Source organism: Nonomuraea sp. NPDC003709 (assembly GCF_040610775.1).
In the GTDB taxonomy this organism is placed as follows: Bacteria; Actinomycetota; Actinomycetes; order Streptosporangiales; family Streptosporangiaceae; genus Nonomuraea; species Nonomuraea angiospora_A.
Map to the genome: position 1 here is coordinate 361,613 of NZ_JBEXMW010000006.1, position 14,716 is coordinate 376,328.

Consider the following 14,716-nt stretch of genomic DNA (forward strand, 5'->3'; position numbering starts at 1 on the left):
CTTCGCGGACGGACGGGAGCGCGCATGGAGCCGACCGGGGAGGAGCCCGGAGCCCAGCAGGCACGCGCGGCCCGGGAACGGATCGCCGACGTGGTGCGGCGCATGGGCGGCGGCCTGCTGAAGCTGTCGCCGCACGGGATCGTGGTGACGCTGTGCGCGTGCGCCCTCATCCCGCTGACCTCCGGCAACCTGCTCGCCGCCGGGGCCGACGTGCTCGGCGGAGTGGGCGGCAACGTGCTCGCCGACGTGCTGATCAAGGCGGCGGACGCGCTGCGGCGGCGTACCTCCGGCCGTCCTCCCACGCAGGAGGAGCTCGAGGCCGAGGTCGTCGCCCGGCTCCTCGCACGCCTGGAGGAAGGCGGGGAGGGCGCCGGCGAGCTGCGGCGCGCGATGGCGGCGGTGCTGCACCGGGTGGACGCGGCGGGCGCCGCCATCGAGGCGGCGCTCGTCAGCGGCGACCGCCGGATCCAGGAGCGCCTCACCGAGGCGTTCGGCGAGCTGAGCGGCGACTTCGCCGAGTTCCGCCTGCTTCTGGAGGACATGTCGCGCAAGGTGACCGAGCTTCTGCGGGTACGGCACCATGAGGAGGCGCGGGCCCGGAGCGACCGCGATCTCATGCTCAGGCAGTACGAGCATTCGATCCGGATCCTCGAAGAGCTGTCGCTGCTCAACGGGCGCCTGGACGCCCCGCGGCCGGAGGAAGCACCCGGTCCCCGCTGGCGTGCCGGGCTGGCGCCGTACCGGGGCTTGTGGCCGTTCGAACGGGAGCACGCACCGATCTTCCACGGCCGTGAGCGGGACACCGCCCGGCTGCTCGGCCGGCTGGCGGAGCGCCTGACCGGGTCGGGCCTGGTCATGGTGGCCGGGGCGTCAGGAGCGGGCAAGTCCTCGCTGCTGCGGGCCGGGCTGCGGCCCGCGATCTCCCGCGGCCTGCTGCCCGGCGCGCCCGGCAGCGAGCACTGGCCGCAGGAACTGATGACGCCGGGAGAGCACCCGCTCGACGAACTGGCGGTCCGGCTGAGCCATCTCGGTCAACTGGAGGCCGGGGCGGTGCGCCGCTCACTGGGAGCCAACCCTCAGGACGCGCACCTGACCGTGCGGCACGCCGTACTGGCCGAGGCCGAGCGGCTGAAGCGCCGCGACCCGGGCCGGCTCGTGCTCGTCGTGGACCAGTTCGAGGAGGTGTTCCTCCTGGCCGGGCGGGAGGAACGGGAGGCGTTCGCCACCGCCCTGGTGGCGGCGGCCCGCTCGGCCGCGCTCGTGGTCCTGGGCGTGCGCGGCGACTTCGCCACCGAGTGCAATGCCCATCCCGTGCTGGCCGAGGCGCTGGACGGCGGGCAGTACACGCTGGGCCCCATGACGGAGTCCGACCTGCGCCGCGCCATCACGGGACCGGCCACGGCGGCCGGGGTCCAGGTCGAGCCGGCGCTGGTCGACGACGTGCTGCATGACCTGCGCTCGCGGACCGGCGAGGCCGCCTACGGCACGGGCGCGCTGCCCCTGCTGTCGCACGCGATGCTGCTCACCTGGGAGAAATGCGCGGGCGGCACGCTGACGAGCCAGGCGTACGGCGAGGTCGGCGGGATCGCCCACGCCGTGGAGTCGGCCGCCGAGGAGGTGTACGAAAGCCTTTCCGCCGAACGGCGTCAGGTCGCGCGAGAGGTCTTCCTGAGGCTGGCCGTCATCGGACCCGACGGGCGACCCGTGCGCCGCCGGGTGGCGCGCGACGAGCTGGTCGGCAGGCGTCCGGCGGGCGGCACGGACGACGTCGAAGCGGTGCTGGAGGCGTTCACCGAGCGCCGGCTCCTGGTCCGGAGCGGCGACCCGGGTGACGGCCGAAGCGGCGACGCGCACGGCGCGGTGGAGATCGCCCACGACGCGCTGCTGGAGGAGTGGCCCAAGCTCAAGAAGTGGCTCGACGAGGGCCGCGGCGACCACGTGCTGTTCCGCCAGTTCCTGGACGGCGTCGCAGACTGGGAGGCGAGGAAGCGCGAGCCGGAATTCCTCTACCGCGGTACCCGGCTGGCGGCGCTGCGAGAGGTGTTCCCGCGCTGGGAGGCGGACCCCGTGCGCGGTCCCGCGCTGACCGGGGCACAGCGTGTGTTCCTGCGCGAGAGCGACCGGCTGGAGAGGCGGGCCACCCGCTTCCGCCGCGCGGGTCTGGCCGCGCTGGTGATCCTGTTCCTGACGTCGGTGGTCGGGGCGGGCGTCGCCGCGAACCGCGCCGCCGAGGCCGGCGCGCAGGAAGACGCCGCGCGCTCGCGCGAGCTGGCGGGCCGCAGCCTGGAGCTCGGCGAGACCGACCCGGCACTGTCGCGGCTCCTGGCGGTGGCGGCCCGGAGGATGAGGGACACGCCGGAGGCCCGCGCGGCCATGACCGCCGCCCTGCTCAACCCGGCCCGCTCCGTGTTCACCGGCCACGCGGTCATGGTGGAAGAGATGGCGTTCGCGCCCGACGGCAGGCTCCTGGCGTCGGCAGGACGCGACGGCACCGTCCGGCTGTGGGACACCGCGACGGGCCGTCAGGACGCGCGCTTCACCACCGGGCCTGAGGAATGGGCGACGGGACTGGCTTTCAGCCGGGACGGCCGGCTGCTCTTCGGCACGAGCCGCACGAAGCAGGCCGACGGGGGCGCGATCCGGATCTGGGACGTCGCCACCCGGCGCCCCTCCGGCGATCCGCTCACCATCCCCGGATCCGCCGAGGGGACCACCACGCCCTTTGATGCTCTGGCCATCAGCCGGGACGGCACGACGCTCGCCGCCGCAGGAGAGGACGGCACGCTGTACCTGTGGGACGTCGCCACCCGCCGACGGATCGGGGACTTCCAGACCGACCAGACCGAGGACGTCACCTTCAGCCCAGACGGGAAGACGCTTGCCACCGCCGGCACGCGCGGGCAGGTGCTGTTCTGGGACGTGGCCCGGCACCGCGAGATCAAGCCCAGCCCGGTGACCCGCACGGGGAACATCCAGGCGTGGAAGGTGGCCTTCACCCCCGACGGCACCAGACTGCTGAGCGTCGACAGCGACGACACCGTGCGCTGGTGGGACACCGCGACCCACACACAGATCGGCGCCCCGCTCAAAGGGCCCGGCGCTGCTCTGGCCGTCAGCCCCGACGGGACGCTCCTGGCCGCCGATGGTGGCGGCAGCTCAGTCGTCCTGTACGACACCGTCACCCGCGAGCAGGTGGGGACACCTCTCGTGGGCCACACCGGCACGCCCCAGGACGTGACGTTCTCCCCGGACGGGACGCGACTGGCGAGCGCCGGCGTCGACGGCACCGTCCGCGTGTGGGACCTCCTGCGCGGTCGGCAGGCCGGCAGACCGGTCACCAAGCGGGGCACGGGCACCATCTACCGCATGGCGCTCAGCCCCGACGGGAGCACGCTGGCCACATCAAGCGTGCCCGGCGCCTTCCTGTGGAACCTGGCCGCGCGCGACCGGCTTGGCGGGCCCCTGTCAGCCGGTGAGATGGGCGAGCTCGACCCGGTCGCCTTCAGTCCCGACGGCAAGGTGCTCGCCATCGGAGAGAACAACGGGGCGATCCGGCTGTGGGACGTCGCCACGCGACGCAAGATCGGGGAACCGCTGCTCGGTCACGCCGCGCGCCTCGACAACTGGGTGCTGGCGCTGGCGTTCAGCCCTGACGGCGCGACGCTCGCCAGCACCGGATTCGACCACACGCTACGGTTCTGGGACGTGCGTGCGCACCGGCAGATCGGCGCGCCGGTGACCGGCGTCCAAGCCTCGTCCCTGGCGTTCGCACCCAAGGACGCCACACTCACCATCGGCATGGACGACGGGACCATCAGGCTCCTCGACCAGCGCACACGCAGCGACAAGGCCGCCCCGCTGCGCGGCCACCTCGACGCCGTCGAGCACATTACCTTCAGCCTGGACGGCCGCCTCCTCGTCAGCGCGAGCGCCGACCGGACGATCCGGCTGTGGGACGTGACCACCGGACGACAACTCGGGCAGCCACTGGTCGGACACACCGACACGGTCTGGATGGTGGCCTTCTCCCCCGATGCCCGGCTGCTCGCCAGCGCCGGCCGCGACCGGACGATCCGGCTGTGGGACGTCGCCACCGGGCGGCAGCTCGGCCGCCCGCTGACCGGCCATCGCGAGGACGTCTCCGCAGTGGCCTTCACCCCCGACGGTCGCACGCTGGTGAGCACCGGCTACGACAAGACGATCCGGCTCTGGAACGTGGCTTTGCCCGCCGTGAGCGTGGAGAACGTCTGCGCCTTGGCCCAGCGGGCGCTCACCCGGCAGGAATGGGGCCTGTACGTGCCGGGCAGAGCGTACGAGCCGGTGTGCGCCGGCCCCTAGGGCTGAATATTGATGAAGGGGTCCCAGCAGTAGTAACCCTGCTTCTCACCCTTGTGGTTGAGAATCATGAAGCTGAAGTTGTAGGTGACCGTCCCCGTGTCCAGGACCTCGCACTCCCAGTAATAGCTGTTGATTTTCTGGGTGGTGGGATTCAGCGGGTCCTGGCTGTTCGGCTGTGGCTCGCTGAGCATCACCGACCTTGGTACGGGGGTGCTGATCAGGTCCTGTCCGGCCAGGGTGTTGAACCTGTACAGGATGCCGGTGTACTCGGAGTTCAGGGATAGTGTCGTCTCGCGCCACCTGATGATGTCCATAGGCGCGGCGTTGATTGTCAACTCGCTGCCCGGAGCGCCGCCGAGTTGGTTCTGCCGGGTGGTCATGTAGATCAGGCTGCTGCTGTCGGGGATCGATGTCGGCCCGTTCGGATCGGCGTTCTTGCCGAACCTTCCGAGAATGGTTTCCGCGTCGATGGCGATGAGGACGTTGATGAATTCTGACATGCAGAAATTCCCCCTGTCGTATCCGACGAAAACAGACCGTGCCCAGACCTCAATCACGACTTGAAGGCCGCCGGGCGAATGCCTCCACCATGATCTTTGACATTGAGTGCTGTCAAGGATGCATAATGTAACCCAACTAAAGTCGTGTTATCCCGTAACGCTTCGCGCTGCGGTGATGAGCAGCCGGAATACGTCCCTAGAGGACCAGAAGGGCGTGCCGTCCGCCCGCCCAAATGTGGCAGACAAGACAGGTGTGCATTACTGAAATGCGCGCTTCCGGCTTGATCACATATCGCGCAGTGGCGGTTAGGGCAAAACTGCGGATCTGGCGATGCAGTTGGTGAGGTTGCGGAATCCGAGGGCGGAGCCGCGGAGGTGTTCGAGCCGTCCGTTGATGGCCTCGGTCGGTCCGTTGGAAGTGCCCGGGCGTTCGAAGTAGGCCAGCATGTCGGTGGCTCGCTTGTTCAGTGTCCGGCCGAGCGTGATGATCCCGCTCAACGCGCTCGGGACGCCCTGGCTGACCGACTCGATCGACTTCACCATCAGCTCTCGACCCTTCCTCGGGAGACCTCGACGCCTACCCGGCCACCGACGCGGAGTGAGCCGCCACCGCCGCTCCCTGACGGTTGATGATCTGAAGTCATCCAGGTGAGGGCGAATCGTCCTGCTTCGGCCCCGGTCGCGCGAAGGTGACCGGGGCCGGAACTTGAATCGTGGCTTCGGTCGTGGCTTGTGGGCCGTTCAGCTCTGGGGCATTCAGCGGCTGATGTCGTCCAGCTCGGTCAAGTCCTCATGAGAGAGGGAGAGTCCCGCGCCGGCGATGTTCTCGCGCAGGTGTGCCGTGGATGACGTGCCGGGGATGAGCAGGATGTTCGATGATCGCTGCAGCAGCCAGGCCAGTGCGACGGACATCGGTGTCGCCTCCAATCGAGCGGCGACCGCCGAGAGCGCCGAGGACTGAAGCGGGGTAAAGCCCCCGAGGGGGAAGAAGGGCACGTACGCGACGCCGTCGGTGGCGAGCCGGTCGATGAGCTTGTCGTCGTGGCGGTGGGCGAGGTTGTACATGTTCTGCACGCACACGATCGGCGCGATGCTCTGTGCCTCGGTGACCTGCTCCGCGGTGGCGTTGCTGACCCCGAGGTGGCGGATCAGGCCCTGCTGCCGGAGTTCGACGAGCGTCTCGAACGCCTCGGCCAGCGAGCCGGGCTGGGGACCTTCGGCGTTGCCGAGCCGGAGGTTGACCAGGTCGAGTACGTCGAGCCGGAGGGACTTGAGGTTGTCGTGGACCTGGCGGCGCAGATCTTCGGGTCGCCGGGCCGGAGGCCAGCCACCCTGTTCGTCGCGGGTCGCGCCCACCTTGGTCACGATGTGCAGCGACTCGGGATAGGGGTGCAGTGCCTCGCGGATCAACTCGTTGGTGACGCGCGGCCCGTAGGCGTCGCTGGTGTCGATGTGAGTGATACCGAGGTCGACCGCCTCGCGCAGAACAGCCAGGGCACCGTCGCGATCGGCGGGCGGCCCCATGACCCACGGGCCGGCCAGTTGCATGGCGCCGTAGCCGAACCGGGTGACGGTCAGGTCGCTCAGAGTCCAAGTGCCGCCGGGAAGAGAGAGGGAGGGTGTGCTCATCTTGTTGCCTTTCGTCGTGCACTTGGGGGTGGCGCCTTCCGCCTTCCTGCATCAGCATTGGAGAGAAACTTCCTGTCAGGAAGTAGGCACTTTGGAGTGCGTAACCCACCCATCGGTGAGAGGTGCGGTCAGTGACGACGATGAAGGCGGCCCAGAAGAGGGCTCAGGCCAAGGTGGAGTACAACGCGTTCCTGGCAGAGTGCCCCAGCCGGCAGCTGCTCGACCGAATCTCGGACAAGTGGGTCGTCCTGATCCTGTGCGCGCTGGGCGGCGACAACAGCCCTCGCCGGCCCGGCGCGGCACACGCAGACGCTCCAAAGGCGATGCGTTACTCCGAGATCTCTCGGCTTCTGGCCGGGGTCAGCCAGAAGATGCTGACCCAGACGCTACGGTCGCTGGAACACGATGGTCTGCTCACCCGTACCGTGACGCCAACCGTCCCCGTCACCGTCTCCTACGAGCTGACCGACCTCGGTCTCTCGCTCCACCACATGACGCGCGGGCTCAGAAACTGGGCGCAGACGCACATGGCCGAGGTCCTCGCAAACCGCGAGAACTACGACGCTCGCACCTCCTGACGACTCACCCTTTCAGCGGCGCGACCTTTAGCGGCGACGGGGACGACGATGGACTTCCTGGCCGTGCACGACGAAAGCCCTCGCTGCGACGACGACCGCGCGGACGGACCTCGCCCGCGCGGCGGCATCGGCGTGGGTCAGACCGAGTACCTGCAGATCAGCGCCTGGCTGGCGCCCTGGGCAGAGCCGAGGTAGGTGTAGGTGGGGTTGAAGTACGCGCACGCGGCGGAGGCGCTTCCGCTGCCGGTGTAGGTCATGCCGGAGCCGCCGCTGCTCCAGCGGTAGCAGCTCAGGCCGCCGTTGTAGAAGCCGATGGTGGAGGAGGAATTGACCCTGGCGGAGCAGTAGTCGCCGAGCGAGATCGGGCTGTAGGTCACCTCCACGTCTGCCGCCTGCGCCGGCGCGGCGGAGATGGACAGCGCGCCGAGCACGGCGAGCATGACGGTGAGGAGGGCAGGGACACGACGAACCACGAGGACCTCCGGGCAGTAAGTCGCCGAGCCGGTGGGACAGGGCGTCACGTGCAGCAGGAGCGCGATGGAGCATCGCGCGCCGCGATACGCTGCGTTGATCGCAGTATTAAATAGGAAAGCTTCCTATGCAATAGCTGTCTCACGCGGCTCCTGGGGAACGTCTCCGTCAGGCTCGGCGGCGCTGCCGTGGGTCAGCGGAGGGGGTCGAAGTCGGCCAGGGCGGCGGGTTGCTTGCCGGTGGTGATCTGTTCGGCCAGCAGCCGTCCCGTGATCGGGCCGTGGGCCATGCCCCACATGCCGTGCCCGCCCGCCACGTAGACGGTGGGAGCCACCGTCGCGCCGATGAGCGGCCGTCCGTCCGAGGTGACGGGGCGGGGCCCCACCCAGAGGTCGGTCCGCTCCTCCCAGTGCACACCCCGCAGCAGCGGACGGGCGGAGGCGATGATGGCCTCCAGCCGGGCGGGCACCTGCGGGGCGTCCGGGTCCCGGAACTCCATGGTGCCCGCCACCCGCAGCCGGCCCTGGTACGGCGTGCACGCCACACGTACGTCGGGCAGGTAGACGGGACCGGGGACGGGATGGTCGACCGGCACGGTGAAGGAGTAACCGCGGCCCGCCCGCACCGGGACGCGCACGCCCCACTCCCGGGCCAGCCGGGGCAGCCACGCGCCGGTGGCGAGCACCACCGCGTCGGCGGACAGGACGGTGCCCTTGGCCGAGCGGACGACCACCTTCCTGTCATCGGTACGCACCTCGTCGACCTCGACCGCGTACACGGTCGCGCCGCGCCGCATGACGGCCTTGCCCAGAGCGTGCACGAAAGCGCCCGGGTCGACGTAGCGCTGGCCGTCGATCCGTACCCCTGCCCTGAGCGCGTCGCCGGCGAGCGGGACGTGCTCGCTGAGCCGGTCGCCGTCCAGCACGGTGTGATCGACCCGCTGCCCGACCGCCTGGAGCCTGCGCAGCTCGCGCAGCAGCCCCTGGGCCTGGCGTGGCGTACGGAACGCGGCCGTGATCGGCGCCGCGACGACCGGGGCGGACACGCCGTCGGCGGCGAGCACGTCGTAGGCCTCGATGCATTCGTCGTTGAGCGGCACGTTGGCGCGCGCGGCGCGGGTCCAGGACCGCCAGTGGCTGTTGGCGGCGAACCCGGCCAGGAACCTCCACAGGCCCGGGTCGAGGCTCGCGGGCACGTGCAGCGGCGCGGCCGGGTTCAGCAGCGAGCGCAGGCCGTAGCGCAGGACGGCGGGCTCGTTCAGCGGGATGGCCAGGCCGGGGGCGATCCATCCGGCGTTGCCCCAGGAGGCGCCGGCCGCCACTCCCCCGCGGTCCACCACATCGACCTGGATGCCGCGTTCCTGCAGGAACCAGGCGGTCGACAGGCCCACGATGCCCGCGCCCACCACGATCACCGATCTCGGCCAGTTGCCGACCATGCCCAACCTCCAACGGGACGAATGACGGGGTGTCCCAGTCAGCATGGCCCTGGCGGCGACCTGCGGCGTTGTGGGCGGGCGACAATCGCGGCGCCGCCGTTGTCGATCCGGTACAACGTGTCAGTGACGGGCCTCGTCCTCCACGGCGGCCAACATGATGATCATGGCGAGGCGCTTGCGACCGTCGTTCAGGTCCAGGGGAACGAGCTCGTCCATCTTGCGCAGCCGGTTGCGCACGGTGTTGGGATGGACTCCAAGCTGCTCGGCGGCCAGGGCCAGGTCGCCCTGGCTCATCAGCCAGGCCCGCAGCGTGGCCACGAAGCCCGTACCGTGACGGCTGTCGTGCCGCAGCAGCGTGCTCACCGGCCCGCGGGCCGGAGTCCGGCCGGTACGCGCCGCCGCGCGCAGCCGCCGGAGCAGAATGTCGTCCCAGGACTCGTCGTAGGCGGGCGGGACGGCACCGGGCGTGGCGCTCTCGTGCAGCGCCAGGCACTCGTCGGCTTCCTGGCGGGCGGCGGGCAGCTCCGCGACCTCGGCGGGTGCGCTGATCCCGGCCGCGACGTGCATCTGAGCGGGCAGTTCGCGGTGGAGGGCGATGATCCACTGCCGGGCCGCGTCGGCCTCCTCGGCCGGCATGATGGTGTAGAGCGTGTCGCCGAGCAGCGCGCTGCGGCCGGGCCTGGACCAGCCGAATCCGGTGGTCGCCTGCTCGAAGGCCAGCAGCAGCGCTGCGTGCCGATCGGCGGTGTGCGCGCGGACGGCGATGACCCGCATCGGCTGCGGCGCCAGGCCCAGCCGGCTGATCACCGTCTCGGCGTCGGAGCTGCCCTCCAGCAGCCGGATGACCAGGTCCGACTCCACCTGCCGCTCCAGGTCGGCGCTGGCCCGGGAACGCAGCAGGTGCAGCGCGACGGTGCGGGCGCCGTCCGCCAGCGCGCGGAGATGGGCGCCGGTCAGCGGGCGTTCGCAGGTCACCCACACCCAACCGAGCAGTTCGCGGCCGGCCCGCGCCGCCACGGCCATCCGCCCGGTCAGGCCGTGCCCGGCATCGGCGGGGACGAACACCGGCTCGTCCGTCGCAGCCAGCCGGGCGAACACCCCCTGCTGCTGGAACAGCTCGCGCAGCCGGTCGGGAACGCGCCGGGCGAGGATGGTCTCCAACCGGGCCGGGTCGCCTGCCTGCTGGGAACGGGAGTAGGCCAGCACCCGCGAGTGCCGATCCTCGATGGTCACCGCCCCGCCGATGACGTCGGCCAGGCTGTCGGCCAGGGCGAACAGGTCGGTCGGGCCGCGTCCGGAGGCGGTCTCACGGCTCTCCAGCACAAGCCCGTACACCACGCCGGCGAGCTGGCTCCACGAGACGGCGGGATCGGCCAGCAGGACGGCCACCCCGTGCCGGTCGCCGAGCGCGGCGGCGTCCCGCTCGACGTCCGCGCCGCTTTCGGCGGGGCGGACCAGGACTGCTGTGGCTCGGGACGCGGCGGCCCACTGCACGGCCTCGGCGATCGAGGTGGTGCCGACGGCCAGGAGCAGGTCACCGGCGGCGTGGCGGTCGGTGGCATCGGGCATCGCCACGCTGCGCAGCCAGGCCGAGCGTGCCTCGGGATTGCCGCACAGCCGCACGCCGTACCCGCCGAGCACGTTCACCAGGCGGTCCAATGTGATCATGTTCAACTCCGGGTCGGTGGAAGGGAGCGGGCTGCCCCGCTCCCTTCCGCGGTGTCAGGCGGCCTCGTGCCGCCGCTGGCAGTCGATGCAGTTGCGGGCCAGCGGCCGGACCTTGAGCCGTTCGAACGGGATGGCCGCCTGGCAGCGCGCGCAGCGGCCGTAGGTGCCGGCCACCAGCCTGTCGTAGGCCTGGGACAGCTCGGCGACGGCGCGCTCGGCGGCGGTGATCGAGATGACCAGCTCCTGCCACGTGCCGTCGGCGCCGCTGCCTTCCTGCTCCTGCACCCGCAACCCGTCCAGGTGCCGCCTGCGCTGCTCCAGCTGCTGCTGCAGGTCCTGGCGCAGCGACTGGAGCTGCACGCTGCTGAGGTGGGGGGTCTCGTGGTTGTCGGTCATGATGGAAGGTCCTTTCTGCGAACGGAATACGTCAGCGGGCGCGCAGGCCGAGGCCTTCGGCCAGGGCCGGCTGCAGGCACAGGCGCATCAGGCCGCGGATGGTGGCGTGCTGCGGCTGGGGCGCCACGCTGATCCGCAGCCGCAGCGCGGTGCGCAGGCGGCTCAGCAGCAGCTCCTGATGAGCGCCGCCGCCGGTGACCACCAGGCCCCGGGAGCGCGACGCGGCCGGCAGGCGGCGTAGCAGGCCCGCCGTCATCTCGACGACGCTTTCCAGCGCGTACGGCGGCAGCCCCTCGGCGGTGGTGGCGCCGAGCTGGAGGGAGGCCGCGTCGACGGCGGCCCCGGCACCGATGGCCGCGGCCTCGACGATGCCCGCCCCGACGTCCAGCACCAGGCAGGGCTGGGGATCGAGGACGTCCAGGCCGACGCCGACGGCGGCGGCCAGCGGCTCCTCCACCAGCGTCACCTCGCACCCGGCGATCTCGGATACCGCGGCGTGGACCGCCCGGCGATCGCTCGGCGACGCCGCGATCGGCACCCCGGCCAGGACTCGCGCCGGCGGCCGGCCGTCGTAGAGCCGGGTGTCCTGCAACACCAGGCGCACCAGCCGAACGCAGGCGCCGGGGTCGGCCACCATGCCGTGCCGGATGGGCCGCACCACATCCGCCACACCGGAGGCTCGCCTCATGATCGCCGACGGCCGGTCGGCGATGGCGTGCCCGCTCAACGATCGAGTACGCGCGGTGCCCAGGTCGAGCGCCACCAGGCGCCGCATCGGGCTCATCCCGCGCTCCCACGTGCCACCGGGCCGGGCTCGCGCAAGCGCTCCAGCCACAGAGATCCAACAAACGGCATGACGATGATCAGCTCCTAGCTGACGTCGAGGGAAAAGGCGGCATGGGACAGGTGCCCCTGTCACTTCTCCTGCCATAGGGACGGTCATCAGACGTCTCCAGGCGCAACGGCACGCAGAGACCCGGCACCGACAGACGGCGCGGGCGCGCGGTCAGACTCCGCGGCGCGCGTGGCCGCAGAGCCGAACGGGGAAGACGTCGGCTAGGTGAGCGGCGGGCTGCGCGATCCCGCGGTGCGGTGCGCCAGTTGTTGAGGATCGCGGAACGTGTCCACGATCGAGCCCGGTGACGGCAGCAGCGCCAGATGGGCGAGCTCGCCGTGGCGTTGGCCGCGCATCGGCGGCCACAGCGACAGTACGTGGTGCTCGCGGACGCCGCTCGCCTGCGGCGGCAGGCTGGACAGGTCGGCGTCCCCTCCGCCCAGGCTCCACGCCGGGCCGGAGGCCGACCCCTGCACGACGACGGGTTCGCCGCTCGCTCTGCCCGAAGCGCTGGTCAGCATCAGCGACACCAGGGACAGCAGGACCAGGGCCATCACGCCGACGAGCGCGATGGACCCTTGTGGTGTTCTCCACGGTCCCGTCATACGGCCGACCATAGCCCACACCACCGGAAAAGGCATGCCAGGCCATCACCGGCGGCGTGTGCGGCCGCAACTCCGCCGCTCAGATGCCCACGAGCGGCCCTCGCGGGAGCCCGCGGCTCGTACCTTTTGGCAAGATGTCTGCCCATGACAGTCGAGGATGACCTGTTCGCCGGCTTGGACGAGATTCGCTGGGGGCGCATGCGCCACGCCTATGGGTCCGCCGCCGAGGTTCCGGGCCTGCTGCGTGACCTGGTCGACCCCGACCCCGCCGTCCGCGAGAGCGCGCTCGACGGCATCTACGGCGCGGTGCACCACCAGGGCGACGTCTATCCGTGCACGGTCGCGGCGATCCCGTTTCTGTTGCGCATCGCCGAGCGCCCGGACCTCCCCGGCCGGCCCGGTGTCGTGGAACTGCTGGCCGGCATGGGTTCGGCGGAGGATCCCACCGAACTTTCCGGGCCGTACCGGAAGGCCAACGAGGCGGTAGAGGCGGCGTACCCGCTGTGGGAGCGGCTGTTGGAGGACGCGGATCCGCGGGTGCGCGGGGCGGTGCTCGAGGTGCTGCCCGCCTGCACGCGCCGGCGGCGGGCGGCGCTGACGCGCCTGACCGGGCGCCTGGCGGAGGAGACCGACGAGGAGGTACGGCGCGCGATCGTGCGTACCGCCGGCACGCTGGCGCGGTTCGAGGAAGGCGTCGACCCCGCGCTGCGCGAGTGGCTGGCGGGGATCGTCGCGGCGGAGCCCGACCTGTCGCTCCGGCTGGTGGCGCTGGCCGAGCTCACCTCGCTGCCCGGCGCGCCGGACGAGCCGCCGGTGGCCGAGGTCGACGACGCGTTGGAGATGCTCTCGGCCGTGTACGGATCAGGTACGGCAGTCACCGCGCCCGCCGGTTTCGAGACCGGCACCCTCATCGGTGCCGTACGCCGGTTACGCGAACAGGGCGACGAAGGCCGGCGGGCCCCCGGAGCAAACGCACTCGTTCGCGGCCTGAGCGCGTCCTTCGGCGACCGCGTGGACGAGCGGGTGCGTCTGCTGACGGGCCTGCTGCGCTCCCAGGACTGGGAGCGTCGCCTGGACGCCCTGACCTCGGCGGGCAATCTCGTCGACGGCTGGCGCGGTGACTACCGTGAGCTGATCGGTCTGGTCGGCGAGCGGATCGGCGATGGGCACCCGCGCACGCGAGCGCGGGCGGTCGGCGTACTGGAGCATCTGGGTGACCTGACCGCTCCCGCGGCGGACGCCCTGGCGGCGGCCCTGGAGTCCACGAGCCGGCGGGCCCTGCCGCACACCGAGGCGGACGCGCACCTGCCGTGGGTGATCGAGTGGTCGCGCGAACTGCCCACCGTCTCGCCGGCGCTGCGGGCTCTCAGCGGGGCGGGTGACCCGCGTGCGCTGCCGATGCTGGCCTGGGCGCTCGATCGCGAGCCGATGCCGCGCGACGCCGGCGAGCTTGTGATCAGGTTCGGGCCCCGCGCGGCGCCGCTGATGCCGCTGCTCCTGCGCCGCCTGCGCGACCTGCCCGCCGACGACCCGCACGATCACCGTCGCGACAGCGTCGTCCGCGCGCTCGCCGCGATCGGCCCGGCCGCCGCCGAAGCCCTGCCCGACCTGCTCGGCGGCCCCATCACCCCGGCCGTGCTCGTGGCGCACGCGGCGATCGCTCCCGATGGCGGGGAATGCCTGCCGGTCCTCCGCCGGGCCGCCGCCGCAGCGGACCTCGGGCTCGCGGTGCCGGCCGCCCGGGCCTTGTGGCAGGTCGACGGCTCCACAGACGCGGCCCTCGCGGTCGCGGGCCGGTGTCTCGACGACGACAGCGAGTACGCCTGGCGCGACGCGGCCGGCCTCCTGGCCGAACTGGGTCAGGCCACAAAGTCCCAGGCCACGCGGCTGCGCCGGTTGGCCCGCCGCAAGGACCCGTACGGCTGGCTCGTGCTCTCGGCCGCCCACGCGCTGTGGCGGATCACCGGCGACCCCGCCCCGGCGCTGCCGGTGCTGGAACGGGTGTGGACGACGAACGTCCACACCCGGCGCAAGGTCGCCGTGCTCTGGGCCGAGTTGGGCCCGGTCGCGGCGGACTCGGCCCGGCTGCTGACCGCCGAACTGGGCCGCGTACGCCGGCACAACGCGCGCGAGGACGGTTACAGCACCGCCCAGGTCACCGAGGACGAGAGGTTGCTCGACCACTGCCGCGCGGCGCTGACCGCCGTCGGCGGGCATGCGCGATGATCGCGACCGCGATGCGGCGGAGATGAGCCGAG

The 14,716-nt window shown here is 71.6% G+C and carries 11 protein-coding genes and 1 pseudogene; 3 read left to right on the forward strand and 9 right to left on the reverse strand.

Annotated elements, in window-relative coordinates; genetic code table 11:
• The first annotated feature begins 24 nt into the window (after positions 1 to 24).
• Complete coding sequence (locus tag ABZX61_RS20975) at positions 25 to 4,338, forward strand: WD40 repeat domain-containing protein (RefSeq protein WP_355196775.1); 4,314 nt, start codon at positions 25 to 27, stop codon at positions 4,336 to 4,338.
• On the opposite strand, the gene ABZX61_RS20980 is transcribed toward ABZX61_RS20975, so the two are convergent.
• The 3 genes and pseudogenes from ABZX61_RS20980 to ABZX61_RS20990 all read right to left on the reverse strand — a co-directional run bounded on the left by ABZX61_RS20980 (position 4,335) and on the right by ABZX61_RS20990 (position 6,467).
• On the reverse strand, positions 4,335 to 4,838 hold the full coding sequence (locus ABZX61_RS20980) for an inclusion body family protein (protein WP_355196777.1): 504 nt from the start codon (positions 4,836 to 4,838) through the stop codon (positions 4,335 to 4,337). The two genes, ABZX61_RS20975 and ABZX61_RS20980, sit on opposite strands and share 4 nt — an antisense overlap.
• A 306-nt stretch (positions 4,839 to 5,144) precedes the next feature.
• Positions 5,145 to 5,396 (reverse strand): annotated as a pseudogene (locus tag ABZX61_RS20985) (transposase); the annotation flags it as partial.
• 198 nt (positions 5,397 to 5,594) lie between these two features.
• Entirely contained in the window at positions 5,595 to 6,467 is an 873-nt protein-coding gene (locus ABZX61_RS20990) for an aldo/keto reductase family oxidoreductase (protein WP_355196779.1), read from the reverse strand.
• A 131-nt stretch (positions 6,468 to 6,598) separates the two neighbouring features.
• On the opposite strand from ABZX61_RS20990, the gene ABZX61_RS20995 reads away from it, so the two are divergent.
• Complete coding sequence (locus ABZX61_RS20995) at positions 6,599 to 7,045, forward strand: helix-turn-helix domain-containing protein (protein WP_355196781.1); 447 nt, start codon at positions 6,599 to 6,601, stop codon at positions 7,043 to 7,045.
• A gap of 137 nt (positions 7,046 to 7,182) precedes the next feature.
• Here the strand turns inward: ABZX61_RS20995 and ABZX61_RS21000 are convergent, their stop codons facing one another.
• The 6 genes from ABZX61_RS21000 to ABZX61_RS21025 all read right to left on the reverse strand — a co-directional run bounded on the left by ABZX61_RS21000 (position 7,183) and on the right by ABZX61_RS21025 (position 12,458).
• The gene (locus tag ABZX61_RS21000) at positions 7,183 to 7,518 is read right to left on the reverse strand and encodes a hypothetical protein (protein WP_355196782.1); all 336 of its coding nucleotides are present in this window, start codon (positions 7,516 to 7,518) and stop codon (positions 7,183 to 7,185) included.
• 191 nt (positions 7,519 to 7,709) lie between these two features.
• Positions 7,710 to 8,954: an FAD-dependent oxidoreductase gene (locus ABZX61_RS21005; protein ID WP_355196784.1), complete on the reverse strand. Its 1,245-nt coding sequence runs from the start codon at positions 8,952 to 8,954 to the stop codon at positions 7,710 to 7,712.
• Positions 8,955 to 9,074: 120 nt separating this feature from the next.
• Complete coding sequence (locus ABZX61_RS21010) at positions 9,075 to 10,622, reverse strand: helix-turn-helix domain-containing protein (RefSeq protein WP_355196786.1); 1,548 nt, start codon at positions 10,620 to 10,622, stop codon at positions 9,075 to 9,077.
• A gap of 54 nt (positions 10,623 to 10,676) precedes the next feature.
• A complete protein-coding gene (locus ABZX61_RS21015; RefSeq protein ID WP_350730853.1) occupies positions 10,677 to 11,018 on the reverse strand; it encodes a TraR/DksA family transcriptional regulator in 342 nt (113 codons plus the stop codon).
• Between the two features lie 31 nt (positions 11,019 to 11,049).
• On the reverse strand, positions 11,050 to 11,802 hold the full coding sequence (locus ABZX61_RS21020) for a rod shape-determining protein (RefSeq protein ID WP_350730854.1): 753 nt from the start codon (positions 11,800 to 11,802) through the stop codon (positions 11,050 to 11,052).
• A 272-nt stretch (positions 11,803 to 12,074) separates the two neighbouring features.
• Positions 12,075 to 12,458 (reverse strand): hypothetical protein, encoded by a 384-nt coding sequence (locus tag ABZX61_RS21025; protein ID WP_350730855.1) that lies wholly within the window; start codon positions 12,456 to 12,458, stop codon positions 12,075 to 12,077.
• Between the two features lie 144 nt (positions 12,459 to 12,602).
• Between ABZX61_RS21025 and ABZX61_RS21030 the strand changes: the two genes are divergently transcribed.
• Complete coding sequence (locus ABZX61_RS21030; RefSeq protein WP_355196789.1) at positions 12,603 to 14,684, forward strand: hypothetical protein; 2,082 nt, start codon at positions 12,603 to 12,605, stop codon at positions 14,682 to 14,684.
• The last annotated feature ends 32 nt before the right edge of the window (positions 14,685 to 14,716 follow it).

What these genes read in the sequence shown, in the direction of transcription:
- ABZX61_RS20975 (WP_355196775.1), top strand. Translation starts at nt 25, where the DNA reads ATGGAGCCGACCGGGGAGGAGCCCGGAGCCCAGCAGGCACGCGCGGCC.
- ABZX61_RS20980 (WP_355196777.1), bottom strand. Translation starts at nt 4,838, where the DNA reads ATGTCAGAATTCATCAACGTCCTCATCGCCATCGACGCGGAAACCATT.
- ABZX61_RS20990 (WP_355196779.1), bottom strand. Translation starts at nt 6,467, where the DNA reads ATGAGCACACCCTCCCTCTCTCTTCCCGGCGGCACTTGGACTCTGAGC.
- ABZX61_RS21005 (WP_355196784.1), bottom strand. Translation starts at nt 8,954, where the DNA reads ATGGTCGGCAACTGGCCGAGATCGGTGATCGTGGTGGGCGCGGGCATC.
- ABZX61_RS21010 (WP_355196786.1), bottom strand. Translation starts at nt 10,622, where the DNA reads ATGATCACATTGGACCGCCTGGTGAACGTGCTCGGCGGGTACGGCGTG.
- ABZX61_RS21015 (WP_350730853.1), bottom strand. Translation starts at nt 11,018, where the DNA reads ATGACCGACAACCACGAGACCCCCCACCTCAGCAGCGTGCAGCTCCAG.
- ABZX61_RS21020 (WP_350730854.1), bottom strand. Translation starts at nt 11,802, where the DNA reads ATGAGCCCGATGCGGCGCCTGGTGGCGCTCGACCTGGGCACCGCGCGT.
- ABZX61_RS21025 (WP_350730855.1), bottom strand. Translation starts at nt 12,458, where the DNA reads ATGACGGGACCGTGGAGAACACCACAAGGGTCCATCGCGCTCGTCGGC.
- ABZX61_RS21030 (WP_355196789.1), top strand. Translation starts at nt 12,603, where the DNA reads ATGACAGTCGAGGATGACCTGTTCGCCGGCTTGGACGAGATTCGCTGG.